The 25,413-nt window shown below is 46.0% G+C and carries 20 protein-coding genes; 9 read left to right on the top strand and 11 right to left on the bottom strand.

All coding sequences use genetic code 11. The features are described from left to right. Positions 1-18: 18 nt before the first annotated feature. Positions 19-621, bottom strand: a complete 603-nt coding sequence (locus tag B0E43_RS24550) for a hypothetical protein (protein ID WP_077346431.1) — start codon at positions 619-621, stop codon at positions 19-21. 181 nt (positions 622-802) lie between these two features. Between B0E43_RS24550 and B0E43_RS24545 the strand changes: the two genes are divergently transcribed. Beyond that, positions 803-2,596: a hypothetical protein gene (locus B0E43_RS24545; protein ID WP_077346430.1), complete on the top strand. Its 1,794-nt coding sequence runs from the start codon at positions 803-805 to the stop codon at positions 2,594-2,596. 128 nt (positions 2,597-2,724) lie between these two features. On the opposite strand, the gene moaCB is transcribed toward B0E43_RS24545, so the two are convergent. The 9 genes from moaCB to B0E43_RS24500 form a co-directional block, all read right to left on the bottom strand. Continuing rightward, on the bottom strand, positions 2,725-3,630 hold the full coding sequence (gene moaCB, locus B0E43_RS24540; protein ID WP_077346429.1) for a bifunctional molybdenum cofactor biosynthesis protein MoaC/MoaB: 906 nt from the start codon (positions 3,628-3,630) through the stop codon (positions 2,725-2,727). Positions 3,631-3,659: 29 nt separating this feature from the next. Beyond that, complete coding sequence (locus B0E43_RS24535; RefSeq protein WP_077346428.1) at positions 3,660-4,661, bottom strand: YhcG family protein; 1,002 nt, start codon at positions 4,659-4,661, stop codon at positions 3,660-3,662. Between the two features lie 21 nt (positions 4,662-4,682). Continuing rightward, positions 4,683-5,129 carry a molybdenum cofactor biosynthesis protein MoaE gene (locus B0E43_RS24530; RefSeq protein WP_077346427.1) on the bottom strand — a complete coding sequence of 149 codons (447 nt, stop codon included), beginning with the start codon at positions 5,127-5,129 and terminating at the stop codon, positions 4,683-4,685. A gap of 7 nt (positions 5,130-5,136) precedes the next feature. Further along, positions 5,137-6,249 (bottom strand): HesA/MoeB/ThiF family protein, encoded by a 1,113-nt coding sequence (locus tag B0E43_RS24525; RefSeq protein WP_254423345.1) that lies wholly within the window; start codon positions 6,247-6,249, stop codon positions 5,137-5,139. Continuing rightward, a complete protein-coding gene (locus B0E43_RS24520) occupies positions 6,209-6,448 on the bottom strand; it encodes a MoaD/ThiS family protein (RefSeq protein WP_254423344.1) in 240 nt (79 codons plus the stop codon). Before B0E43_RS24520 ends, B0E43_RS24525 begins: the two co-directional genes overlap by 41 nt. A 217-nt stretch (positions 6,449-6,665) precedes the next feature. Then, on the bottom strand, positions 6,666-7,400 hold the full coding sequence (locus B0E43_RS24515) for a sulfite exporter TauE/SafE family protein (RefSeq protein ID WP_077346424.1): 735 nt from the start codon (positions 7,398-7,400) through the stop codon (positions 6,666-6,668). Then, a complete protein-coding gene (locus tag B0E43_RS24510) occupies positions 7,400-8,584 on the bottom strand; it encodes a molybdopterin molybdotransferase MoeA (RefSeq protein WP_077346423.1) in 1,185 nt (394 codons plus the stop codon). The genes B0E43_RS24515 and B0E43_RS24510 overlap by 1 nt, the downstream gene beginning before the upstream one ends. Continuing rightward, positions 8,585-9,565, bottom strand: coding sequence for a GTP 3',8-cyclase MoaA (gene moaA, locus B0E43_RS24505; protein ID WP_077346422.1), 981 nt, complete (start codon positions 9,563-9,565; stop codon positions 8,585-8,587). A gap of 158 nt (positions 9,566-9,723) precedes the next feature. Then, positions 9,724-10,632, bottom strand: a complete 909-nt coding sequence (locus tag B0E43_RS24500) for an AraC family transcriptional regulator (RefSeq protein WP_077346421.1) — start codon at positions 10,630-10,632, stop codon at positions 9,724-9,726. A 370-nt stretch (positions 10,633-11,002) separates the two neighbouring features. Here B0E43_RS24500 and B0E43_RS24495 point away from each other — a divergent pair, with 370 nt between their 5' ends. The 7 genes from B0E43_RS24495 (at position 11,003) to B0E43_RS24465 (ending at position 21,578) form a co-directional block, all read left to right on the top strand. Further along, positions 11,003-11,899: an alpha/beta hydrolase gene (locus tag B0E43_RS24495; protein WP_077346420.1), complete on the top strand. Its 897-nt coding sequence runs from the start codon at positions 11,003-11,005 to the stop codon at positions 11,897-11,899. Between the two features lie 174 nt (positions 11,900-12,073). Then, the gene (locus B0E43_RS24490) at positions 12,074-12,946 is read left to right on the top strand and encodes a sugar phosphate isomerase/epimerase (RefSeq protein WP_077346419.1); all 873 of its coding nucleotides are present in this window, start codon (positions 12,074-12,076) and stop codon (positions 12,944-12,946) included. Next, on the top strand, positions 12,943-15,804 hold the full coding sequence (locus B0E43_RS24485) for a PVC-type heme-binding CxxCH protein (protein WP_254423343.1): 2,862 nt from the start codon (positions 12,943-12,945) through the stop codon (positions 15,802-15,804). Before B0E43_RS24490 ends, B0E43_RS24485 begins: the two co-directional genes overlap by 4 nt. Before the next feature lie 39 nt (positions 15,805-15,843). Beyond that, positions 15,844-16,044, top strand: coding sequence for a hypothetical protein (locus tag B0E43_RS24480; protein ID WP_139352636.1), 201 nt, complete (start codon positions 15,844-15,846; stop codon positions 16,042-16,044). Between the two features lie 222 nt (positions 16,045-16,266). After that, positions 16,267-18,507 carry a xanthine dehydrogenase family protein molybdopterin-binding subunit gene (locus B0E43_RS24475; RefSeq protein ID WP_077346550.1) on the top strand — a complete coding sequence of 747 codons (2,241 nt, stop codon included), beginning with the start codon at positions 16,267-16,269 and terminating at the stop codon, positions 18,505-18,507. 332 nt (positions 18,508-18,839) lie between these two features. After that, positions 18,840-19,298, top strand: a complete 459-nt coding sequence (locus B0E43_RS24470; RefSeq protein WP_077346415.1) for a (2Fe-2S)-binding protein — start codon at positions 18,840-18,842, stop codon at positions 19,296-19,298. A gap of 12 nt (positions 19,299-19,310) precedes the next feature. Then, on the top strand, positions 19,311-21,578 hold the full coding sequence (locus B0E43_RS24465; RefSeq protein WP_077346414.1) for a molybdopterin cofactor-binding domain-containing protein: 2,268 nt from the start codon (positions 19,311-19,313) through the stop codon (positions 21,576-21,578). A gap of 171 nt (positions 21,579-21,749) precedes the next feature. On the opposite strand, the gene B0E43_RS24460 is transcribed toward B0E43_RS24465, so the two are convergent. Beyond that, complete coding sequence (locus B0E43_RS24460) at positions 21,750-22,142, bottom strand: GxxExxY protein (protein WP_077346413.1); 393 nt, start codon at positions 22,140-22,142, stop codon at positions 21,750-21,752. A gap of 186 nt (positions 22,143-22,328) precedes the next feature. On the opposite strand from B0E43_RS24460, the gene B0E43_RS24455 reads away from it, so the two are divergent. Further along, a complete protein-coding gene (locus B0E43_RS24455; RefSeq protein ID WP_077346412.1) occupies positions 22,329-25,313 on the top strand; it encodes an AsmA family protein in 2,985 nt (994 codons plus the stop codon). Positions 25,314-25,413 lie beyond the last annotated feature (100 nt).

The raw sequence follows: 25,413 nt of genomic DNA, 5'->3' as shown, positions 1-25,413 counted from the left end.
AGATTTCACTTCAAGATTTTAGGCCTGCCGACCTTTCCCTTTCGCAGCAATCACATATTGGTAAGCAGATTCGATGGATTTTTGTCGTTGAGTCGCATACCTGACCAAAGAGAGAAAAGCAAAACCCAAGCTCAATAGCCCCTCAAGCCAGCTTTGTTGGACGAAAGCCCAAAGACTCGCAACCAGCAATACGATAAGAAAGCTCCGGAAAAACTTCGACTCGGCGATATGCTTTTCTACCGCCTGATACATCATTGGCTGATGCTGCATCAGATAAGCCAGGGACCATTTGAAAGCATTGAAGTGCTTTCTATCGATCTCACCAATCTCACTGTCTTTGATTTGAACAACCTCTTTGACAAGCGTCTGATCGGGCCATTTCTTCTCCTTGATTTTCTCAAAGACCAATTCGTCCAGATAGCTTGCTATCATGTGGATGAAATGCCCGAGAACATAAGCAGAAGCTGCAAATACCGCCCCTGATGCCCAGCCCTCTGGAATCCCACTCAGCATCGGCCAGTCCTCCAACCAACCGGACTGCCAGGCCAATCCGATCAAAAATCCTCCCGGAAGAAGGATGGAAAGCAGGTCCAGCAAACCCAAATTGAACTTTTCGATCATAAATTTTTGATTTTCAGCTCAATAATCTAAGGCAAAATCAATAAATCTAAATGCTACCTGATACACTTTTCAATTAATCCCTGATAAAAGTCAGCCGACAACAAAGCTTATAGCACTGATTGACCTGGGTTGGGGAGGTAATTTTGAATCTTCATTCAAGTTACTTACCCGCGTAAAATCAATGCTTCAACCTTCTGGACTTCACACCTTTCATATCCCTGTAATGGGTTTGGGATATACCGTCGACACACCACTCAAAGTTGCCAAATTCGGAATCTCCAGCGTAGTCTCCATCATGGATGATTTTCTGCTGGAAGACATGCGAAAAATTCACTCCAAGAAACTTGACCTCCCTTTTTATCCGATTTCTGATTCGGAAGAAGACTATCGGGCCAAAAGAGTTCAGGCATACTTAGACCTCCTGGATATTGCCATCCATGCCCAAATGGAGGAAATGAAATCTGAAAACTGGGAAAAAGATGGGAAAATGAATCAGTTGGTTGCCTTGCTTCCTCAAGACAGTGAAGTAGCCAGACTGTTTAAAGAGTTTAGGCTCGCAGATCCTTCTGTGAAACTAGAATTGAAAGCCCAAATCATCCGCTTACTGACACCTGGATCGATTGATGTCAATATCATGACCAAAGTCGACAAGCTCAATTATGACAAAGAAGGCACCGAGCTTCCCCGTGAATATTCGGATGCCTTGTCAGCTCTGAGAGGTTTTGCCAAAAGCAAACTGAGAGCCTCGGTGGTTTTTTCCGCAGGAATGAACCCGGCCCTTTACAGCTATGCGGAGCAGTTTTCTGACTTTTTCCCTGACGAAAACGGAAAGATAAAAAAGCGGATTATCCTGAAAGTAAGTGATTATCGGTCAGCTTTGATCCAGGGAAAATTCCTTGCGAAAAAAGGCCTTTGGGTTTCTGAATTCCGGATCGAATCCGGACTGAACTGCGGAGGTCATGCTTTTGCAACAGACGGCTTTCTGGCAGGACCGATTTTGGAAGATTTCAAAACCAACCGAAAAGAACTGATCGAAACCATCCGGCAAGCATGCAATCAGGCTTTATCCGAAAAAGGTCTGTCTCTTTTACCGGAAAATGAATCCATCAAAATCACTTACCAAGGAGGGATCGGAACTGCGGGAGAAGACAGTTTTCTGAGAAAACATTACCAACTGGACGGCACAGGTTGGGGAAGTCCCTTTCTGCTCGTGCCAGAGGCTACTTCTGTGGATGAGGAGACGATTCAGCGAATAATCGAAGCCAAAAAGTCCGACTTTTTCCTTAGCCATGCTTCTCCTCTTGGTGTTCCTTTCAACAACCTGAGAACCAGCAGCGGCGAAACCCAGCGCCTGGAAAGGATCGAAAAGGGCCGTCCCGGAAGTCCTTGCTACAAGAAGTTCCTGACCTTCAGCACTGAATTCACCGAAAAACCGATCTGTACCGCATCGAGACAATATCAAAACCTTAAGTCCAAACTGTTCAATGAAGGAAAAATAAGCCAGAAAGAAATGACTGAAATCCTTGAAAAAGACTGCCTTTGTGAGGGATTGAGTGCACCGGCGATTTTGGCTCAGGGCGAAACTCCAAGACGCAATCTAAAAGCCGTAACCATCTGCCCTGGACCCAATTTGGCCTATTTCAAAGGAGTTTTTAGCCTGAAAGAAATGGTCGATCATATCTACGGCAAAATCACGCTGAAGCTCGATTCTGACCGTCCACATGTTTTTGTCAAAGAGGCTCAGCTTTACGTGGATTACCTGAAAAAGGAATTTCAAAAACTAATCCCTGAAGCCTCAACCAAGCAGGAAGCCTATCTGGAGAAATTCAGAAAAAATCTGAATCTGGGATTGGATTATTACCGGGATTTGGTCAATTCGATTCAAATGGATTCCGAAGAAATCATTGAAAAAATGAAAAATCAACTCGAGGAACTGAGAGCAGAAATCGAAGAATTGAAGCCGGTTTTAGGCTAGATATTACTCAAAAAGGCAGCCGATCAGCTGCCTTTTTTGCTTTTGTCAATCCGAAATTTCTCTTTGCTTTTTTCTTGTTTCTTGATTCTTGCCTCTTGATACTTGATACTCCCATCTTGACACTTCCGTCAATGCCTTTCCCCTGATAGTACCTTAAACGAATGTAAAATTGCCGGGAAAACCGCATCCATGGATTCACTCGCACCAGCTATCGAACCCGGTAAAGCCAGAACCAGCATTTTGCCAATTGTGCCGGCCAATGATCTGGATAACATGGCTGTGGCGACACGCTGCTGACCATAACTTCTGATTGCCTCTTCTATTCCTGGGATCCTTCTTGTTAAAATAGGCTCCAGGGACTCCGGCGTAACATCTCTTGGGGAAAGTCCCGTGCCACCCGTATAGATCAAAATATCAATCCCCTGTGCCAAAGCATCATGGGCAGAATTTTGGATTTGGTCGCTGTCATCCGGGATGACGATGTATTCCACGACCTGGACTCCGAAACCTTCGAGTTTTCCAATGATCACTTTTCCTGAAGCATCCTCTCCTTTTCCCTGAGAAATGGAATCGGAACATACGACCACGGATGCTTTCAGGTGGCTAAAATCCAATTTCTGATCTGACTTCCCTCCCCGTTTTTCCACCAATTTAATCTGCTCGATGCTTATCCCTTTATCTATCGGTTTAAGCATATCATACATCGTAAGTGCCACGACTGAGGCAGCATGCATGGCTTCCACCTCAACTCCTGTTTTGTAAATGGTGTGGATTTCGACCAGAATCAAAATATCCATCTCACCCACATCATAACTGATTTGGGTAAATTCAATAGGAAGCGGGTGGCAATCCGGAATCATATCTGCCGTTCGCTTGGCAGCAAAAAGCCCTGCTGTTTTCGCCATTTCCAGGACATCTCCTTTGGGAACAGTGCGGTTTTTTACAGCTAGGATGGTTTCCGGCCTGCTCACTTTGACAATTGCCTGGGCAATTGCCTTGCGGAGTGTTGGGCTTTTATGGGTGATGTTGATCATGGGGTCATTGGAAATACTTAAGTTGCCATCTATCTATTCAAAATAGCCTTTACCTGTTCCACAAGTTGATTTTTATCCGGGAGATACAATTGGTACTTTGATACAAATATTTTGTTGGATATTCCCCCTGTGGCATATTCAACAAAGATTTCATCTTTTTCTGCGGAAAGTATTATCCCAATTGGTTCATTATCTCCCGAAACATTTTCTTCCTTTTTGAAATAATTCAGGTACAAGTTCATCTGACCGATATCAGAATGTTGAACTGACTTGATTTTAAGGTCTATCAGAACAAAACATTTTAAAATTCTATGATAAAAAACCAAATCAATATAAAAATGCTTATTAGCTATCGATATTTTAAACTGTCTTGCAACAAAAGCAAAGCCTTTGCCTAATTCTAAAAGAAAATGTTGAAGATTCTCAATGATTTTCTGTTCTAAAACTTTCTCAGTGACACGCTTTGATTGAGGAATTTTTAAAAAATCTAAAACATAAGGATCCTTGATTGCCTCGGCGGGATCATTTGAAATATTCCCTTTTTCAGAAAGTTGAAGTACCCCTTTCTTGTCCCTACTCAATGCTAATCTTTCAAATAGAGAGGAGTTTATTTGCCTATCTAGCTCTCTAATTGACCAGTTTTCATGGATGGTCTGATTTTCATAGAATTTCCTTGCTACCTCATCTCCAATGCTTAGAAGCAGGATATAATGACTCCAACTTAATCTGGCAGACACCGTCTGCCAAATTGGATAGGCTAGATAAAATCTTCGCATATCTAGGATGTTCCGTCTGCCAAATCCCTTTCCAAACCTAAGCTTTAAATCATAGGAAAGCCTTGATAACAAGTCGGTTCCATATTCTGCCCGCTCATTTCCATTCTGTTCATACTCAATTATGTGTCTGCCGATTTCCCAGTTTGCCTTGACCAATTCGGTATTAACAACTCTAAGGGCATTTTGCCTAGCATCTTGGATGGTTTGTCCAATGGAGTCTAAAAGAAACTTGTATTTTGAGTCTAGGCTGGTCATGGAAATCAGAAAAAATTAAAACTACACATTCACCTTCCAGACATGATTATCCGTGTCCAGGATTTCCTTTCCCCAAACCGGAAGCTCGGCTTTGATCCGCTCCACGAGCTCATCACAGGCATCCATTGCAGCCTTTCGGTGCTTGGAGGAAGTGAATACAAACAGGCAAAGTTCTCCGACTTTCACTTCTCCCAAGCTGTGGTAAATGTGCATACAGGTCAAAGGGTACTTGGCAAAAATGGCCTCCCGGATTTCGAATGCTTTTTCCAATGCCATCTCCTCATATGCCGAATAATCTATAGCGAGGACTTTGCCCTCCGGCTTTTCATCCGCTCTTACCTGTCCCAGAAAAATACTATGGCCTCCAATATCCGTTTTGGTGCTGTGGTTGGCAATGGATTTGGCAATTGTTTCTGGTGAAATGGACCCTTGGACAAAAATATTCTTGGGTTTGCGCTCTTTTTCCATGGTCAGTTCAATTGGTTTTCAAGGCGTTGATTCCGCCCCGAATGGAGTAGACTTTCTTGTCAGGAAAGGCTTCCTGAAGTTGCCGGGCGGCATTCTGACTGCGGATTCCACTTTGGCAGAAGAACAGCACCTCATAAGAATCCTCCAATCTCTCAAACTGCTCTGAGAGTGAAGAAAACGGGATTTTAATTAAGCCGGTACATTCCAAAGGCGGCATTTCCCCGGGCTCGCGCACATCCACAAATGCCACATCATGATTCATTTTTTTCATGGCTTCTGACCAGGTAAGTTGCTTGATTCCCTCACATGCAAGTTCGTAATCCATGATTTCAAATGAAGCCAGGGAGGCTGGCATCGCCTCCTGTGCCTCAGGATTTGGGGAAATTTCCACTTCGTAGGTTTGAGAGAAAAGGCTGTTGAAAAAAAGAACCTTGTTTTTCAGAGGCTTACCAAAACCACTCAGTACTTTGATTGCTTCCAAAGCCATTAAATTGCCAATAATCCCCGGCAAAACCCCGATTACACCGGTTTCCGCACAATTCGGGATCTCAGAAGCCGAAGGCATCTTCGGGTATAAATCCCGATAATTGCAGACATTTTCGCCCAGATTAAAAACGGAAACCTGTCCTTCATGCTGATAAATCGCACCGAAAACCAAGGGTTTTCCCAGCAAAACACAGGCGTCATTGATTAGGTATCGGGTAGGAAAATTATCTGTACCGTCGATAATCAAATCGTAGCCGGAAATCATTTCCTGGGCATTTTCAGTGGTAATAAATTCCGGATAAACCTCCCATTTGATGTCGCTGTATTTTTCCTGAAAATACCGGGCGGCAGTTTCAGCCTTGTTTTTACCCAGCTCTTTTTCCCCAAAAAGCACCTGTCTGTTCAGGTTGGAAAGCGCCACTTTATCCCCATCAACAACCCCGATTTTTCCAACTCCTGCGGCTGCCAGATAAAGTAATATCGGGCATCCCAATCCTCCGGCCCCGATGACCAGCACGGAGGAATTTCGAAGTTTGACTTGGCCCTCAATCCCAAAACCGGGCAGTATGATTTGTCTCTCGTATCGGTTCATTTTATCCTCCGGAAAAGGGTGGTAGTAAAGCGATTTCGGCATTTTCGGGGATTTCCTGTTTGTTGGAAATCAACTTCTTGTTGATTGCAAGGCTGAATTTAATGGTTTTCAAAGCCGGAAATTTAACCAAAAGTGCATCAAGAAGTGCCTCTGAATCTTGATAATGATCCATCACCAGTTCGGTCGTTCCGATTTTTTCGGCCACCATTCCAAAGGCTTTAATGTGAATTGTATTCGGCATTTCTGGGGAAATTTTTGACTTAAAGATAACAGAATAGGGAATGGGCATGACTCTCATTCCTTGAAAATCGGCTTTGGTTCCGAAGTTTTTGAAAGGATAGTCATCACTATTTTTAGCACACAGATTTCACAGATAGCCACAGATGAAACAATCTGCGATCATACCTGACATCTATGAGAACAATTCTCTGCGCTCTCCGAGGCTCTGCGGTGAATAATCACCCAATGATCAACTTAACAGCCGCAAAAAACAGCACAAAAGCCAGAAGGTATTTCAAGGTTTTGCTGCTGAATTTTTTTGATCCCAAATACGCTCCCAATGCCCCGCCAGCTACAGTCAATGGCAATAATATCCAAAGCTCCATGGGAAAATCAATGTGAAATACGGATGCTCCGAGAAACCCCGCCACGGAATTGAGAAAGATAAAAAGCGCACTCAGTGCCGCCGTCTCCTTCACTCCTGCCCAGCCCAGCATCAGGATAATCGGGGAAAGGATGATTCCCCCACCGATTCCGATCATGCCCGAAAGCAAGCCAATCAACAAGCCCAAAACGGGAGCCATCCACCATTTTCGTTCGATTTTTTCAGTTTCCGAAATGGGAAAAACACCGGCAAACCGCAACACCGGAAAGAGAAGTAAGACCCCCAAAACCTGCTTGTAGATCCCTGCATCTAGCAAAATAGTGCCGCCCAAATAAGCGGCAGGAATGGAAAAAGCTGCAAGAGACACGAAAAGTCTAAGTGGAAACACCCCTGATTTTCGATAATTCAAAAAGGAAATCATCGAGACAAACATATTCAAAATCAAGGCAGAAGGCCTTATTTCTTCAGGTGCAAAGCCCATCAAAGCCAATAGCATCAGATAGCTGCTTGCTCCTCCATGCCCAACCGAAGCGTAAAAAAATGCCGCAATCGGCATCAAAATGTACAAAACCCAAGCCCAATCTTCCATTACCAGGGATAAAATGCAACCAGGCTTCCCTCCTCGATATGCTCGATGGCAAGTGGGATTTCAACTATTCCGTCGGCAACTCCAAAAGGCAACAGATTGAAAGATTCCTGACCGGGAAGGAGGATCACTTTGCCGTTTTCAATTTTCGCTTTCAGGAAAAAAGTCAGTTCAGTCCTTTTGTTGTAATCCCGGAAGATGGGCAAAAATTGAGGACCAGCCCAAGCCATTGGATTTCCCATCCACTCCAGCAGGCAGGGTTTGACGTATTGGATAAAACAGGAAAGTACCGATGCTGGATTTCCGGGAAGTGCAAAGACAAGCTTCTCTCCTTTTCTTCCGGCAAAAAGTGGTTTTCCGGGCCGCTGCTTCACTTTATAGAACAGCCCTTCCACACCGTTTTGCTCCAAGCTTCCTTTCACAAAATCAAAATCACCGACTGAAATCCCACCAGTGAGCAACACGAAATCTGAATTTTCCAAGGCTTCTACGATCACTCGGGTCACCTCGGTTTCCTCGTCTTTCACTTTGAGAACTTGGAGTTCATTAATCCCCAATAATCCAAGATAAGATTCCAGTGCCGGGCCATTGGCATTGTAGATTTGGCCGGGTTGGAGGTCATTGCCCAAATCGATGATTTCATCTCCTGTCAGGATCAAGGTAACTATCGGCGATGGGAAAACTTCAATTTCCCTGATTCCAAGTGAAGCCAAAAGGCCGATGGTACCCGGAGTGATTTTGGTGCAAGCTGGAACAACCTCCGATCCAATTCGGCATTGAGCTCCTTTCTTACGGACATTTGCTCCACGGAAAAATTTCTGGGAGTCGAAAAAAATCATTTCCCCTGTCCGGTCAATTTCTTCTTGAGGAATAACCGTATCCGCTCCCTCGGGGATCGGTGCACCGGTATAAATCCTAACAGCTTTGCTTTTCTCCAGAACAAAATCAGGACTTGCCCCTGCTTGGATGACATCGATAACATGCCTGCCTTCCCCGCCTTCATCCCAGGAAAGGGCATAGCCATCCATTCCAGAATTGTCAAAGGAGGGCACATCCATCGTGGCAAAAACCGGAGATGCGGTAATTTTTCCCAAACTTTTTTCAATGGGTAAAAAGACAGGAGATCCCTTCACTTTTTGGGATTTCAGGATGGTTTTGGCTTCGGATACTGGAATGAATTCTTTCATTTATCCTCCAATTGTGATCATGCTTCGGTTGTCAATTTTATCGGGATCGGCTTTTTTATAGTCTTGTGAAAACTGACCTCCGAGGGCCTGATGCTTTCTTAAAATAGACATTTTGATCAAGGGGATTACCTCTAGACCGGATCTCAAAGCAGCCAATAGATCCAGCTCCTCTTTGCCAAAAAGACAATTTTTGATCTTCCCGTCGGCGGTCAGTCTCATCCGGTTGCAGTCTCCGCAAAAATGCTCACTCATCGTGGTGATGAAAGCAAATGTCCCTTCAAAACCCGGAACCTGATATTTCTTGGCCGTATCGTGTTTTTTGTCTTCCAGCTTTTCGATTGGGAATTGAGTCTGAACCAAATCCAGCATCTGCTTTGCTGTCACGACCTGCTTGCTGGACCAGTGATTTCCGGAAAAGGGCATAAACTCGATGAAGCGGATATGAAGCGGGAGTTTTTCGGTGACTTTGACAAAGTCACAGATTTCTTCCTCAATCATTCCGTGGAGGGCGACCGCATTGACTTTGACGCGAAAGCCTTCCTGCAAAAGCAGCAAAATATTGTCCCAAACCTGCTCAAACTGATCCCTGCGGGTCAATTTTTGAAATTTCTCCCGGTTGAGCGTATCCAGACTGACATTGACTGAGCGTACTCCGGCGTCTTTAAGAGCCTGAATATGCTTGTGGATCAGCACGCCATTGGTTGTGAGGGTGGATTCTACACCCATCTTGGCAATTCCTGCCAGTATTTCGGGGAATTCCTTTCTGACCAAAGGCTCGCCTCCAGTCAGTCGGATTTTGTTTACTCCTAGGGAAACAAATATTTCTGCAAGCTTCAAAATCTCATCCTTGCTCATGAGCTTGGACTGGGGCATCCACTCCATCTCCTCCACAGGCATGCAATAGCTGCAGCGGAAGTTGCAGTTGTCCGTCAGAGAAATCCGAAGGTAATCGTGAATACGTCCAAAGGTGTCCTGAAGCATAAGTGTGGTTAGGAACAATTAAGCGAAATGAAACTCAAGTTAAATTTCAAATCACTAAAGCTGGTTCTTTTTTGAATTTAATTTTGGGATTTTGGGTAAAAACCCCAAGCCCACTAGGCCTGGGCTTTCTTGTTAGTCAATCTATCTATGTGCTTTTTTTAAACCAAGGGCCCTTTCCTGAATTGGGTTGGACTGAGATTTAGCTGTTTTTTGAAGAAATTATTGAAATGCGTCACTTCGTTGAAACCCAGGGAATATGCCACTTCGGAGACGTTCCAGTTGCTTTGTTTGAGCAGAATTTTGGACTCCTGCAAGAGGCGGTCGGCGATGAGCTGCGAAGTGGTCTTCCCGGTCATTTCCCTGATAGCTCGATTGAGGTGATTGACGTGGATGTTCAGTTGCGAAGCGAAATCAGCAGGAGTTCGTATCTCGATAGTCTTGTGGGCATCGTCCACGGGAAATTGCCGCTCCAGAAGCTCCAGAAAAATGGAGGCAATTCGCAATGCCGCATTTCCATGTTGGGTCTTTTGGACTTCAGCTGGCTGAAGTTTCATACCGAAGTGGATCAGTTCAAAGACTAAGGCCCTCAGCGAATCATACTTGTATTTATATTCAGAATTAAATTCGCTCTGCATTTTTTCAAAAATCTTTTCGACCTCCACCGCTTCTTCATCAGTCAGTTCAAAAATGTGAGTACCATTTGGCTGAAAGACCTCATACTGCTGAATTTGGCCGAAATTCATAAAAAAGTGAGGATTGAAAATGCAATAAATTCCGGAGCTATTTTCGCCAAAATGATCCCACTTATACGGTACCAAAGGATTGGAAAAAGATAGCGCCTGCTTTTTTACTTCATAAATCCGATCCGCATAATGAACCGTACTTGCACCTTTGACCAGCATAACCTTATAAAAATCACGCCTCCGATAGGGGATCGCTTTTAATTTTCCTTCTAAATAAGGCTCCAGGCGGAACAAATTGAAATGGCCTATGTCTTGTGCAAGGCTTTCAGGAATCCAGTTAAACTTCCTTTTATAAAATTCCTCCAAGCTTTCTGGATATTCCATAACTACTTTCCTTTCAGGAATTACATAATACTATTTTACAAAAATCCGGCTTTTCAAGACTAGAAAGTAACTGGAATCAAATTAAAACTTACAGAATTCAAACAGCTCGGGATTCTATGGCATCGGAAGCAGCTTCGATAAGGTTCCGGAGCTTTATCCTAACAGTGAGATTCTGGAAGGATTTTCTGTTCGGGGCGGATCAGAAAGGGACGGGTTTCTCTTTTTGATGGAGGCGGAAAAAGAACTGGAAGTCCGGCAAGAATTAGTGAAATGGCTGGAAAAAATTGGGATCGGATTACCTGCTTCAAACCAGTAAGCCGAATAAAAGGTATCTTAATCGGAAATTGATCTAACCTATAACCACTGATAAATGAAGAAGTTTTTCTTTCTCGCTTTGACTCTAATTGGAATTCTGGAAACCATTGGATTTGCCCAAGAGAATCGTGTTATAAGCATTTTCCCAGAGGGCACCACCTTGCATGGAAACATCCCCTATCAAAACGACACGCTCAAAAAGCACCTGTTGGACATTTACCTTCCTCCCAATGCTACCGGAAAAGTCCCTCTGGTGATCTGGGTTCATGGAGGCGGTTGGCTGAGCAATGATAAATATGCCGATATGGGTTATATGAAGGAGACGATAGCCGAAATCATCAATCAGGGCTATGCTTTGGCGTCGATTGACTACCGGTTCAGCACGCAGGCGGTTTTCCCGGCCCAGATGCTGGATTGCAATACGGCCATTTCCTACCTATATGACCATGCGAAGGACTATGGATTCGACAGGGACCGCATTGCCTTGATGGGTTTTTCAGCTGGCGGGCACCTGGCATCCATGTTGGGGCTTTCCAAAAACAATGCGGTAGATGCCTTTTTCATGCCCGGAAGCAGCAAGGCATTTGATTTCAAAGCTGTGGTAGATTTCTATGGCCCAGCCGATTTGACCCTTTTCCCTGGGGCCATTGACCCTAAATCTCCCGAGGGATTGCTGATCGGTGCCGCACCTTTGGATCGTCCAGATTTGGCGAAAATCGCCAGCCCTGTGAGCTATATCGACAAAAATGATCCTCCTTTTCTGATCATTCATGGAGAAAAGGACGACCTGGTTTCACCCCGTCAATCCCAGTTGTTGCACGCTTGGCTGAAAGTCTCGGGTGTCCCTGCAGATCTGATTGTCGTTCCCGGTGCACCACATTTCGGGACGATGTTTGATGCGGATGAAATCCGGGTTAGGGTCATGGATTTTCTCAAAAGGGAGCTGAAATAAGCCGGAATTGAACCCTGAATGCTTGAGGAACTCGTACATCCACGCACCGATTAGTGTTTTCACTAACCGGAATTGTTAATTAGAAATACCCATTGAAATCAAGTGAGTGAGACACTCACTTGGGCAACAGAACTACCCGGACGTTGCATTAACCCAAGATCAACCACCTAGAAAATGATTGAAAGACGTGAATTTATCAAACGATCTGCACTGGTCTCTGTCCTAATGGGAATGGGGCTTGACCTCGCTGCCAGTCCTTACAGAACACTCAGTCTCAAAGTTGGAGCATGTGACTGGTCGATTGGACAGAATAGCAATCCGGCAGGTTTGGCACTGGCGAAGCAGATCGGTCTGGATGGTTTGCAGGTGAATCTCGGGAACGTCGAAAACAAGCTTCACCTGCGCGAGTATTCTGTGCAGCAAGCCTATCAGGAGCAGTCCAATAAGCTTGGGATTCCTATCAGCAGTTTGGCGATCGGTGAACTCAACAACTACCCCTACAAGTCAGATCCGCAAACGGAACAGTGGGTTTCGGACAGCATCGATGTCGCCGAACAGATGAAGCTTCCAGTGATTCTGCTGGCCTTTTTCAATAAAAATGACCTGAGAGAAGATCCGAAAGGCAAGCAGGAAGTGATTCGCAGACTGAAGGAAGTCGCTCCAAAGGCAGAAAAAGCGGGGGTGATATTGGGGATTGAATCCTACCTCTCAGCCGCTGAGCATCTTGAAATCATCGATGCCGTGGGCTCCCCGGCGGTGAAGATTTACTATGATTTCCGCAATTCAGCAGACGCAGGTCATCCGATCTATCAAGAGATTCCGCTGCTTGCCAAAGAGCACATTTGCGAAATCCACATCAAAGAAAACGGGAAATTGCTGAGTGAAGGAGATTTGGATTGGGTGAAGATCGGCGAGCTCCTTGCCCAATCCGACTACCGGGGATCGGGATGGATGCAGATCGAGTGGTCAACTCCGGCAGGTGCGGATATCGTCCAGGCATATCAAAACAATCTCTCTTTCGTCAATCAAAAAATCAAACAGGTGTGAGCTCAAAATTTCTTATTCTGTCCCTGCTGATAATCGCATGCCTCGGCTCCTGCAAAACCAAGGTTCAGGAGGCCCCACTGCTTTTTTCACCGTCTGATTTTGAGGTAACGCTTTGGGCTGAGTCTCCTCTTTTTTTCAATCCCACCAATATGGATGTGGATGCTAAAGGCCGAATCTGGGTCACTGAAGCCGTAAACTACCGAAATTACAACAACGATTCGACTGCCTTTCTTCATCACTCCAAAGGTGATCGGGTGATGATCCTCGAGGACACCGATCAAGATGGAGTAGCGGATTCCTCCAAGGTATTTATTCAGGACAGCGATTTGGTATCGCCTCTCGGCATCGCAGTGATCGGCACCCGTATCTTCGTGTCCTGTGCGCCGCATTTGCTGGTGTACACGGATGAGAATGGTGACGATGTGCCTGACACCAAGGAGATTTTCCTGACGGGCTTTGGCGGACTAGATCATGACCATTCCCTGCATTCAGTTTTGGCTGGACCAGACGGCAAGCTCTACTTCAACACGGGAAATGCCGGGCCGCACCACGTGACTGACAACGACGGTTGGGAGCTCCGATCCGGAAGTCTCTATACCGGAGGTTCGCCCTACAACACCAGCAATGCCGGCAGCCAAGTCAGCGACGATGGTAAGATCTATGTAGGAGGATTGGCTTTGAAGATCAATCCCGATGGTACCGGGCTGGAAGTATTAGCGCATAATTTCAGAAACAGCTACGAGGTTTTTGTGGATTCCCGTGGTGATCTCTGGCAAAATGACAACGACGATCAGGTCGTTGCTTGTCGGGTTTCCTGGATTCCGGAGGGAGGTAACGCAGGATATTTCAGTGCCGATGGCAGCCGAACCTGGCAAGCCGATCAGCGGCCAGATCAGGATATTTTCAGTGCGCATTGGCATCAGGACGATCCCGGCGTGATGCCCGCCGGGGACAAGTCCGGTGCCGGATCGCCGACAGGAATGATGCGCTATGAAGGAGATGCCTTTGGGGCAGCCTTCACCGGAACGCTAATGAGCGCAGATGCCGGAAGGAACGTTATTTTCAGCTATCAGCCTCACATTTCAAAATCTGGCTACGACCTCGGCGTACGGGAAATTCTATTTTCCTCGGTCAATGTCGATGACGAGGGATACGTCTGGAACGACACTTCTTTTCAGAGCCAGAAGTCGAAATGGTTTCGCCCGAGTGATCTGGTGACAGGGACGGACGGCGCCATCTACATTGCCGACTGGTACGATCCGGTAGTGGGCGGACACCAGATGAAGGACTCCGCCGCCAGCGGCAAAATCTATCGCATCGTCCCCAAAAACAAGAAATTAACGAATCCGACAATGGATTACAACTCTGACGCAGGACTCGTCGAGGTCCTGCGAAATCCCGCCGTAAATGTTCGGTTCCGGGCTTTTGAGATCTTGAAAGCAAAAGGAGAATCGGCCATTCCGCTGATTGAACCCCTCCTGGCCGATGAAAATCCCTTTGTACAGTCTCGGGCGATTTTTCTTTTGGCACAACTAGGTGATCAAGGGCTGCAAAAAACCCTCAAACTCCTCGACAGTGAGCAGGAAACGATCCGCATTGAAGCCTTTCGGGCGGTGAAGGCTACCGAAAATCTCAGTGCGATTCCGCGGGTCAAGCTCTTGACTGACCCATCTGCATTTTTGCGCCGAGAGCTTGCGACCGTTTTGTGGGATTTATCTTGGGAGGAAAGAAAACCGGCTTTTGTGTCGCTGCTTCAGAATTTTGATCCCTCGGATCCTTGGTACCTGGACGCTTTGGGCAAAGTCGCCGAAGGCCATGAACAAGCCGCTTTTGCGCTTTCGTATGAAAAATTCAAGCCACTAGACGACGGAAACTGGCCGGAGGAGCTGAAAGTCTTGGCTTGGAGAATTTCGAGTGTGGATGCTGTGCCGGGACTGAGGAAGCGTTTGGAAAGCGGGAAATTGGATAGAAAAGAGCAAGATTATGCGCTGACATCTTTGGCTTTTATCCCAGAAAAAAGTGCCGCAGAAGCGATGCTCTCGTTGAGCAAAAGCGCCGATCAGCAAATCGCTGATGAGGCGATGTTTTGGCTTTCATTTCGTCAGGACAATGACTGGCAGGCTTTTTTGGATTGGAAAAAAATCGGCGTCGATCCGGAAAAAACCAAACAACTGGCAGTGATGAAGGCTAAGAAGAGTCTTCTTTTGGAGGAAAAAATGTCCCTTAACGATCGGAAAAGTCAGGCGAAAGCCATGGCTAAAGATCCGATTGGAGGGCAGATTCTGATGGCGATGCTTGCAGCTGATGAGTTACCAAATGACCTGATCGCCACCGTTCAAGAGACCATTTCCGCCAATCCTGACCTGGGAGTGCGAGTGCAGGCTGGAAATTACTTTGGCAGCAAAAGCAACGGTGAGAACTATGCCGTGGCTCACGTGTCGGGCTTGTCAGCTGACCCGGTCAAAGGTGAAATTGGGTTCAAAAAGTACTGTACGACCTGTCATCAAGCTAATGGATTCGGAAAAGACATCGGGCCAGACCTGTCCCAAATCAAAACTAAATACGACCAAACAACCCTGCTCGATGCGATTATCAATCCCGACGGTGGGATCGTTTTTGGGTACGAGCCTTGGTTGGTGAAGTTGAAATCAGGAGAGTCATACTACGGCTTTGTCCAAGGCGAAACCGAAAAAGCCCTGATCATCAAAGATCTGACAGGCAAGCGAACCACAGTTGCTATTTCAGAAATTGAGGAGCGGAAACAGGAGAAAAAATCCATCATGCCGACCCCCTCAGGTTTGGGGATGAGCGCTCAGGAACTCGCCGACATTTCAGCCTATCTCCTTGGATTGCGCTAGCCTGGCTTTGTATCGAAATTGGGCTCCAAGCCAGAACGGGTGGCAGAAAACCAAATTATCGATACCTCAGGTTGGTTTCGTGCCTTTCCGGTGACTACCAGCCAACAACATTTAGCTGAAAACTTAGGCGCACTTGCTGTGAAATTTACAGTTGCTGAATTGAAAGAGATACGAGCTGAGATCGAGAAATTCAAGCTTCTCGGCACCAGAACCCCAGAGTGTACTTTGGTAGATCAATGAAAAATGTAATCAATTGGAAAGTCTTGGATTACTACGAGAAAGTGAAAAGTGACGACCTCTTCAAAGCGGTACTTTGATAGTGTTTGAAATGTGTAAGTCCGTAGCGGAGAATTTTATATAAATTAAAACTGCTTACAATCTTGCAAAAATTCAATCCAGAAGATGGTTCATTGACTGCATATGGATCAGATAGAGAACGTAAAGGTTAAAACCTCTCAGACGATGACTACCCTAAACTCCAAACTCAACCGAAGATCCTTCCTCAAAGTCTCTGCTTTGGCGGGAGGGGGAATGATGTTGAGCTTTAATTTGCTGGCAAGTTGCAAACCAAACTCGGAGGAAACACTAGGGCTGCCAAAGGAATGGTTTAAGCTCAATGGCTATATCCGCATCGGGGAAAACGGCCTGGTCACACTCATGTCTCCCAATCCCGAAGGCGGTCAAAATATCAAAACCTCCATGCCGATGATCGTTGCCGAAGAGCTCGATGCCGACTGGACTAAGGTGATTGTCGAGCAGGCTCCTTTGGATACGGATAATTTTACTCGCCAGTACATAGGAGGAAGTCAGGCCATTCGCATGGGTTGGACGGCTTTGCGAACGGCCGGAGCCACCGCAAGACAATTGTTGATTAATGCAGCTGCGCAAACATGGAAAGTTCCTGCCTCAGAAATCAGAACCGAACCTGGGTTTTTGATTCACACGGGAAGCAATAAAAAGGCCCATTACGGAGAAATGGCAACTCTGGCTGCCACATTACCCGTCCCTGAAGAATTCAAACTGAAAGAAATCAAGGATTTTAAAATCATTGGAACCTCACACAAAAACGTGGAGGCAAAAAACATCGTCACCGGTAAACCGCTCTTTGGAATAGACTACAAAAAAGAGGGAATGCTTTTCGCCATGATCATCCATCCTCCTGCCCATGGCATGAAGTTGAAATCAATTGATGCTGCGACTGCCAAAAGCCTTCCTGGTATTCGGGACATCTTCCAGATCAAGTCCCACCAAGACGAGTACGAGCGGACCTTCTTTGACACCACCAGCTTTACGGATTTGGTCGCTATCGTCGGTAATTCCACTTGGGAAGTGATGAAAGCCAAAAAGGCCGTCAATGTGGAATGGGAGCCTTTTTCCACTTTTGAAGAAAAACGGGACTGGGGAAGTCGAAAAGAAAACCGGACCATCCCAGCAGGATTGGAAAATGAGCCGGAACAAAGGCAAAAAATGGCCGAAGCTTCCAAGAAAGCCAAAACAGTCCGGAAAGACGGAGATCCTGAAACAGCTTTTAAGCAAGCTGCAAAAGTCATCGAACGAACCTATAATGGTCCCTTCCTTGCACACAACTGCATGGAACCGATGAATTTCTTTGCACATGTGCAAGGAGATAAAGTCGATTGTGCCGGTCCACTTCAGAAACCCGAACTGACCGAACAGGCCCTTTCTTCCCGATTGGGAATTCCTGTCGAAAATATCAACATCGAAATGACCCGGCTGGGCGGAGGCTATGGGCGCAGATCCTATGCACATTGGCTGATCGAGGCGGCGGTGATTTCACAAAAAATGAACGCGCCCATCAAGTTGATTTACGCCCGGGAGGATGACATGACAGGAGGAATCTACCGCCCCATGTACCAGGCTACTTATCGGGCGGCCTTGGACAAAGACAATAATCTGATCGGATTTCATGTGAATGCAGGCGGTTTGGTGGAGCCTCCGCTCTATGCCAACCGATTCCCGGCAGGAGCCGTGGAAAATTACTGGGCTGAGGAATGGACTGTCCCATCCAACATTACCGTGGGTTCCTTTCGGGCCCCAAGGTCCAACTTTATCGCTGCAGCCGAGCAGTCTTTTATAGACGAAGTAGCCGAGGCAGCCGATAAAGATCCGATCGAGTTTCGGTTGGAGCTTTTGCAAAAAGCAAAGGACAAGCCAGTGGGTGAAAACAACGACTACGATGCAGAGCGATTTGCCAAAGTTTTGGAATTGCTGAAAGAAAAAGCCAATTGGGGTCAAACTCAATCCGGGATTTCCCGTGGTGTTTCGGCTTATTTCTGCCACAATAGCTACGCTGCTCAGGTGGTAGATCTGAAAGTGGAAAATGGGAAGGTTCAGGTCGAAAAAGTCATTCAGACCGTCGACTGCGGATTAGTCGTCAATCCTGATGCTGCGAAAAACCTCTGCGAAGGTGCGGTTGTAGATGGAATCGGTACTGCCCTGTTTGGGGAATTGAAGTTTGAAAACGGAGCGCCGGACCGAAGTAATTTTGACCGATACAGGATGATCCGGATGACAGAGGCTCCAAAAGCGATTGAGACCTATTTCGTGGAAAATCAGCGTGACCCCACAGGTTTGGGGGAGCCAGCCTATCCACCGGTTTTTGCCGCTTTGGCCAATGCGCTGTATCAGGCGACTGGCAAGCGGCTTTACGATCAGCCTTTTGCAAAGCAATTGGAGAGTTGAAAGAATAGCCCTGTAGGGGCGAATTTGTAATAGCCAGGGGTTTTAACCCCTGGCGAATGAGAATACACATGATTTCAGCGCTGGTCTGGAATCTAGATTTGGAAGGCAAATTAAAAAACCAGCGCAACGGAGAAGGAAACATGTGTTGGTCAGTGAAAACACAAGACATAACCAGAGAAATTGGAATTACAAATTCCAATGATAATTGGTCTGGATTGCAAATCCAGACCAGCGTTTATCCAGATCCGCTTGATTTATAAAAACTTATGTTTGATTTCCGTAAGGTCATCACTCATAAAAACTCTAACTTGAATTCTTAAATTTTAACAACTATGGCCATTTTCAATCTCAACATCAACGGTAAATCCCAACAGGTAGACGTGGATCCCAACACCCCCATGCTTTGGGTCTTGAGAGATCACCTGGACTTGGTGGGAACCAAATTCGGCTGCGGCATTGCCCAGTGCGGTGCCTGCACCATCCACTTGGACGGTAATGCGGTTCGCTCCTGCCAGCTTCCAGTTTCATCTGCCCAAGATTCTCAAATCACCACCATTGAAGGACTTTCCGAAACTGGCGACCATCCGGTGCAAAAAGCCTGGATGGAACACGATGTGCCCCAATGTGGCTATTGCCAGGCCGGTCAAATCATGACAGCGGCAGCTTTGCTTCAGCAAAACCCAAATCCTTCAGAGGAAGAAATCGAAAACGCAATGAACGGTAACATCTGTCGATGCGGCACTTATACCCGAATCAAAGCCGCTGTGATCACTGCCTCCCAAAACCTTTAATCCGATAAACCAATGACAACTTTAGATAAAAAATTGGACCGCAGGTCATTTTTGAAAGTGTCAGCACTGGCTGGCGGAGGCATGGTACTCAGCTTTAGCTGGCTGGCGGGATGCAAACCTACCACAGAGGAGGAGCTTTTGGCGATGCCAAAGGAATGGTTTGAGCTCAACAGCTATATCAAAATCGGGGAAAACGGCGTCGTGACACTTTATAGCTCTTCTCCTGAATTTGGACAGAACGTAAAAACATCCATGCCTATGATCCTTGCCGAGGAACTGGATGTGGATTGGAAAAAAGTGATCGTCGAGCAGGGCAATTTTGATTCCCAGCGATTCCAACGACAGTCTGCCGGAGGTAGCCAATCTATCCGCCAGGGATGGACACCACTTCGGACAGCGGGAGCCACGGCCAGAGCCATGCTCGTTGGCGCAGCAGCACAAATCTGGAATGTTCCCGCCTCAGAAATCACCACTTCAGCTGGAATCCTGGAGCACAAGGGAAGTGGGAAAAAGGCCCACTACGGTGAAATGGCGTCCTTGGCCACTGCGATTGAGGTACCGGAAAACCCCAAATTAAAAGACATTACCGATTTCAAAATCATCGGTAACTCGAAGAAAAATGTTGAGGCCGAAAAAATTGTGACTGGCAAACCGCTTTTCGGGATTGACTACAAAGTAGAAGGAATGAAGTACGCGGCCATCGTACATCCTCCTGCTTTTGGGATGAAGGTAAAGTCGTTTGATGCCTCTTATGTTTTAGGAATGTCGGGGATTCAAGAGGTCTTCACAATCAACATTTTCAATGAAAACTATGTGAGAACCTTCTTTGATGTCGCGACCTTCCCCGAACTTCTGGTTGTAGTAGGAAATTCCACGTGGGAAGTTTTCCAGGCAAAAAAGAATCTGAAAGTCGAATGGGAAAATGCTCCTGAATCAAGCTTCACCATGACGGGATTTGGAGGTAGAAATCCTTACAAAGTAACCGTTCCTGAAGGACTGGAAAGCTCAGCAAACCATCGGGAAAAAATGGCCGAATATACCCAAAAGCCCGGAAATGTTGTCCGAAGAGACGGTGATCCTGAGGGAGCATTTAAAAAGGCAGCAAAAGTATTGGAAAAAACCTATACTGCTCCTTTCCTGGCCCACAACACCATGGAACCTGCCAACTTTTTTGCCCATGTGACTGCTGAAAAGGCCGAACTTTATGGACCTACCCAATGGCCCGAGCCAATGAGTGCAGCCTTAGCTGATCGGTTGGGAATACCTAAAGAAAACATCAAAATCAATCTAGCCCGAATGGGCGGAGGATTTGGTTTAAGAGCCTATGGCCACCACTTGTTGGAAGCAGCTTTAATTTCCCAAAAAATCGCAGCTCCGGTCAAAATGGTCTATACCCGTGAGGACGAAATGACGTATGGCATCTATCGCCCCACTTATTCGGCAACTTATCGGGCAGCTTTGGATGAAAACAACAATCTCTTGGCCCTCCATGTGAAAGCAGGTGGTGTCCCCGAATCCCCACTCCATGCCAATCGGTTTCCAGCCGGAGCTATTGACAACTACCTGGCGGAAGCTTGGGAAATACCATCCAATATTACCGTCGGTGCTTTCCGTGCTCCCCGTTCTAACTTCATGGCCGCCGCTGAGCAAAGCTTTCTGGATGAATTGGCAGAGGTGATGGAGAAAGATCCGATCGCCTTCCGCTTGGAACTTCTTAAGCGTGCGGAGACCAATCCGGTAGGTGAAAACAATGATTACGATGCCAAGAGATATGCGGGCGTGCTCGAACTGGTACGTGACAAATCCAACTGGAACACTCCGGCAGCAGGCGTTCACCGTGGTGTTTCGGCCTATTTCTGCCATAATTCCTACGTGGCAGAGGTAGTGGACACCAAGATTGTAGATTCCAAACCTGTCGTAGAAAAAGTCTATGCAGCCGTTGATTGCGGTATTGTGGTCAATCCGGATTCAGCCACCAACATGGGTGAAGGTGCGATTGTAGATGGCATTGGCAATGCCTTTTTCGGAGAGTTAGCCTTTGAAAATGGGGTAGCAACGAAGACCAATTTCGACAAGTATCGCATGATCCGTCATAAGGAAGCTCCAAAAAAGATTGAGGTTTACTTTGTAGACAGCAAAGAAGATCCGACCGGATTGGGAGAACCCTTCTTCCCTCCTGTCTTTGCCGCAGTGGCCAATTCGCTTTACAAAGCGACTGGAAAAAGGTATTACGAGCAGCCATTTGCGCCGCAATTGGAGATGCAGAATTTGAAGATGTGATTTAAAGAATATAGTGGTCTGTGGAGACATAGACCACGGCTTTTTGAACCAAATCGCCTGGGCCATCGCTCAGGCTTTTTGTTTGCCACTAAGGCACAAAATCGCAAAGAAGTGATGTGCAATTTTTGGCCACTAAATCGCAAATGCACAAAGAGGGATTTGATTGGTTTTTCAATTGATAAATCTTTTGATACCACTTTTTATAACAGGAACATTGAAATTAATCAAGTACCCAAGATTCAATTTGGAAAGTTTTAGATGGCTTATGATTTGGGCTTGCCATACTGGATTTACAACATCAACTGCTTTGAGTTCGACAATTACCCGCTCATTTATCAACAAATCCAATCTTAAACCTTCATCGAACCAAATTCCATCATAACAAATCGGAATGTCAACTTGCCGTCTAACCTCAAAGCCATTTTTTTTAAGTTCATGTTCCATACATACTTCGTACACACGTTCTAAAAGCCCAGGCCCAAGTGATTTATGGACTGTAAATGCAGCATGAACAACTGCTTTTCCTATTTCTTCTTCAAAATCAGTTGGCTTTCCGTAACTCATAAATTGGTATGGCTTGTTAACCTTAATTTAAAAAAACTTTGTGTCTTAGAGTCTTAGTGGCAAAAAATCCTAATTTGAAAAATCAAATCTCTCCTAGCAATACTTTAAAAGCTTCCACCCTCTTTGCTTCCACTGAATTAATTCCACCTTTCGTTCGTTAGATAATTCGACAATTGAAATTCAATTATGAAGAAGTTCATTCTTATATTTTTGGGAATTCTGGTTTTCTTGGTTGCGGGGGCGGTCGCCATCCCTTTTTTGTTCAAAGACAAAATCATCGCCCGGGTCAATCAGGAACTTGATCAGGCACTCAATGCCAAAATCTACTACGACGTGGATCAGGTTTCGCTGAGTTTATTTCGAAGCTTTCCCTCCGTCAGTGCTGCATTTGGCGATTTCGGTATTGTGGGACTGGAACCTTTTGAAAACGACACCTTGGTTCATGCAGAGGAGTTGGCTCTTGACTTCAATCTCAAATCCATCCTTTTTGACGATTATCCCACTTTGACAGGCCTTCGTCTGAATGGAGGCGATATTTACATCAAAGTCCTCGAAGACGGCCTGGCCAATTATGACATTGCCAAAGAATCCGCCGAATCAGAACCTGCAACTGAAAGCAACTTCCAACTGGGAATTGACCTCATCGAAGTAAGCGATGTCAATCTGATCTACGACGACCGATCCATGCAGTTTGTCATGGCTTTGGCAGGTATTGAGGCGAAGGGAAGCGGTGAATTTACGTCTGATGTCTATGACTTGCCACTGGAGCTAAAAGCAACCATCGCCGATGTGAATTACGAGGGAGTTCACTACCTAACTGATAAAAAATTCACAGGAGAAACTTTGCTGCAAGTGGATCTTGAGCAGATGAAGTTTACGCTGGCAGACGGCCATTTTGGACTTAATGAGTTCCTCTTTGATCTGAGCGGCGTGATCGGGCTTCCCGAAGATGGGATTGCCATGGATCTCACCTTTGGCAGCGAGCAGACCGATTTCAAAAATATCCTTTCGCTTGTGCCGGGGATCTACACGGAAAGTTTCTCTTCTATTCAAACCTCCGGAACACTCGGCTTTCAGGGCTTTGTCAAAGGAATGTACAACGAAACCCAATTCCCGGCTTTTGATGTCCAATTGGAGGTCAAAGACGGGATGTTTCAATATCCCGATCTGCCGATGCCTGTCAAGGATATCAATCTGAATTTTCAGGCAAAAAATGAAAGCTCAGCCATCGAAAACACCAGCATTTCCATCCCGGTTTTTTCCATGAACTTGGGTTCCAATCCGCTCTCAGGCGATTTCAAACTGGCCAATCTCAGAGATTATGACATGGAAGGAAAATTGAACGGCAGACTTAATCTGAAGGAATTGACGTCCATTTTTCCCATTGACAAGACACAATTGGCGGGAATCCTAGACTTCAATGCCAGCGCAAAGGGCCGCTACGATTCGACGATGAAAGTACTTCCGAGCATGGATATCCGCTTGAATCTGGAAGATGGGTTTGTGCAAAACACTGACTATCCGGTTCCGCTCGAGCAACTTCACGCCAAAGCAACGATCTTAAATCAGACGGGTACGATGCAGGATTTTCTGGTAGATGTCAGTTCGTTTGGCTTTGACCTGGAAGGTGAAAAGATTGAAGGAAACCTGAAAATCAACGATTTTGAAGCACTGAACTGGAATGGAGCTGTGTCAGGTGGAGTGGATTTGAAGAAACTGACAGCAATCTTCCCGATTGCAGATACCAAATTGGAAGGCTTGATCAAAGCCGATCTAAAGAGTTCAGGTTCCTACGCCGACGTGGAAAAAGAACGCTACGAGCGTCTGCAAGCCTCCGGCATAATGGATGTCCGGAATTTATTCTATTCTTCAACAGAATATCCGCAGGGCATTCGGATTTCTGAAGCCCATGCTGACTTCAATCCGCAACGGGCAAACCTCGCCCAATTCAAATCCCAACTGGGAAAAAGTCCCCTTGAAGCCAGCGGATACCTTTCCAATTACATGGACTATTTGCTTTCCGAAAAAGGAATTTTAACAGGGCAGTTGTCATTGAACAGTTCCAGTTTTGATGTCAATGAATGGATGAGCAGCACTGAATCCGACACAAGTAGTACTGAATTGGAAGTGGTCCAACTTCCCGAAAACATAGATTTCACCATGAGTTTGGCGGCAGATGAGGTGATTTATGAAAACCTGAATCTGAAGGAAGTCAGCGGAAATATGGTCCTGAGAAACGGAGTTTTAACTTTCTCCGAGACGGGGATGAAAACGCTGGACGGAAGGATAAAACTGAACGGGAATTATGACCCGCGAAACCTGGCTGCCCCGTTGTTTGATTTCAATATGGATATCTCTGAGTTAAGCATTGCCAAGGCATTTCAAAGTTTTGCAACGGTCAAAGCCTTTGCGCCGATTGCCAATGAAATCACCGGAAAAGTCTCGACCAACATCAGTTTTTCCGGCTTTTTGGGCCAAAACATGATGCCGATGCTTTCCTCCATCGATGTGCAGGGAATCCTGAAAGTCGCAGAAGCCGCACTCAGGGACAGTAAGATTCTGGCAGGAGTTACCAGCCTGACCCGTCTCAAAGATGCCAGCACCCTCCAACTGAAAAACCTGAACATTCCGATTGTGATCCAGGATGGTCGAATGGAAGTGAAGCCATTTGATTTGCGGCTGTGGGATTATGAAACCAATATTCAAGGCAGTGCGGGATTTGACGGATCTATCAATTACTTGCTCAATATGCAGGTGCCCGCTGGTCAATTTGGAGCTCAGGCCAACTCCATTTTAGCGACCATTTCCGGTGCGGAGGCGACAGAATCAACCTTGATTCCTGTGGCGATCAATTTATCAGGCACCTATACCCAGCCGAAAATCAGCCTTGCGGGAGGTAACAGCATCGAGACATTGTTAGCGAATGCCTTGAAATCAAGATTCGATTCCGAGAAGGAAAATTTGCAGGAAAAAGCGACAGCAGAGTTTCAGGCAGCGCAAGACAGCATCAAGCAGGAGCTTAAATTGAAGGCGGAAGTCTTCCAGGACAGTCTCAAAAAAGAGTTGACCAAAAAGACAACCGACAAAGCTGTGGATGAAGCCAAAAACCTGTTGAAAGGCCTGATGACAAAACCGAAACCAAAGCCTGATACGACAAAGGTGGATAATTGAGGCTAGGGCTGAGCGAGATTCAATGGAAATAAAGTTGAAATACGCTACGCCAAATAGGGCTGAAATAGGCTCCTTGTACTAGCTCACGAAGCTTATTTCG

The organism is Algoriphagus sp. A40 (assembly GCF_002002735.1).
GTDB lineage: Bacteria > Bacteroidota > Bacteroidia > Cytophagales > Cyclobacteriaceae > Algoriphagus.
The sequence above is the reverse complement of the archived record's forward strand: the minus strand, read 5'-3'. Positions and strand labels throughout refer to the sequence as shown.

Bases quoted from the DNA above. Each gene is read 5' to 3' on its own strand.
- B0E43_RS24455 (WP_077346412.1), top strand. From the start codon at position 22,329: ATGAAGAAGTTCATTCTTATATTTTTGGGAATTCTGGTTTTCTTGGTT.
- B0E43_RS24525 (WP_254423345.1), bottom strand. From the start codon at position 6,249: ATGCCGAAATCGCTTTACTACCACCCTTTTCCGGAGGATAAAATGAAC.
- B0E43_RS24500 (WP_077346421.1), bottom strand. From the start codon at position 10,632: ATGGAATATCCAGAAAGCTTGGAGGAATTTTATAAAAGGAAGTTTAAC.
- B0E43_RS24460 (WP_077346413.1), bottom strand. From the start codon at position 22,142: ATGAGTTACGGAAAGCCAACTGATTTTGAAGAAGAAATAGGAAAAGCA.
- B0E43_RS24530 (WP_077346427.1), bottom strand. From the start codon at position 5,129: ATGGAAAAAGAGCGCAAACCCAAGAATATTTTTGTCCAAGGGTCCATT.
- B0E43_RS24475 (WP_077346550.1), top strand. From the start codon at position 16,267: ATGACTACCCTAAACTCCAAACTCAACCGAAGATCCTTCCTCAAAGTC.
- B0E43_RS24550 (WP_077346431.1), bottom strand. From the start codon at position 621: ATGATCGAAAAGTTCAATTTGGGTTTGCTGGACCTGCTTTCCATCCTT.
- B0E43_RS24520 (WP_254423344.1), bottom strand. From the start codon at position 6,448: ATGCCGAATACAATTCACATTAAAGCCTTTGGAATGGTGGCCGAAAAA.
- moaCB (WP_077346429.1), bottom strand. From the start codon at position 3,630: ATGATCAACATCACCCATAAAAGCCCAACACTCCGCAAGGCAATTGCC.
- B0E43_RS24510 (WP_077346423.1), bottom strand. From the start codon at position 8,584: ATGAAAGAATTCATTCCAGTATCCGAAGCCAAAACCATCCTGAAATCC.
- B0E43_RS24465 (WP_077346414.1), top strand. From the start codon at position 19,311: ATGACAACTTTAGATAAAAAATTGGACCGCAGGTCATTTTTGAAAGTG.
- B0E43_RS24535 (WP_077346428.1), bottom strand. From the start codon at position 4,661: ATGACCAGCCTAGACTCAAAATACAAGTTTCTTTTAGACTCCATTGGA.
- B0E43_RS24515 (WP_077346424.1), bottom strand. From the start codon at position 7,400: ATGGAAGATTGGGCTTGGGTTTTGTACATTTTGATGCCGATTGCGGCA.
- moaA (WP_077346422.1), bottom strand. From the start codon at position 9,565: ATGCTTCAGGACACCTTTGGACGTATTCACGATTACCTTCGGATTTCT.
- B0E43_RS24490 (WP_077346419.1), top strand. From the start codon at position 12,074: ATGATTGAAAGACGTGAATTTATCAAACGATCTGCACTGGTCTCTGTC.
- B0E43_RS24495 (WP_077346420.1), top strand. From the start codon at position 11,003: ATGAAGAAGTTTTTCTTTCTCGCTTTGACTCTAATTGGAATTCTGGAA.
- B0E43_RS24470 (WP_077346415.1), top strand. From the start codon at position 18,840: ATGGCCATTTTCAATCTCAACATCAACGGTAAATCCCAACAGGTAGAC.
- B0E43_RS24545 (WP_077346430.1), top strand. From the start codon at position 803: ATGCTTCAACCTTCTGGACTTCACACCTTTCATATCCCTGTAATGGGT.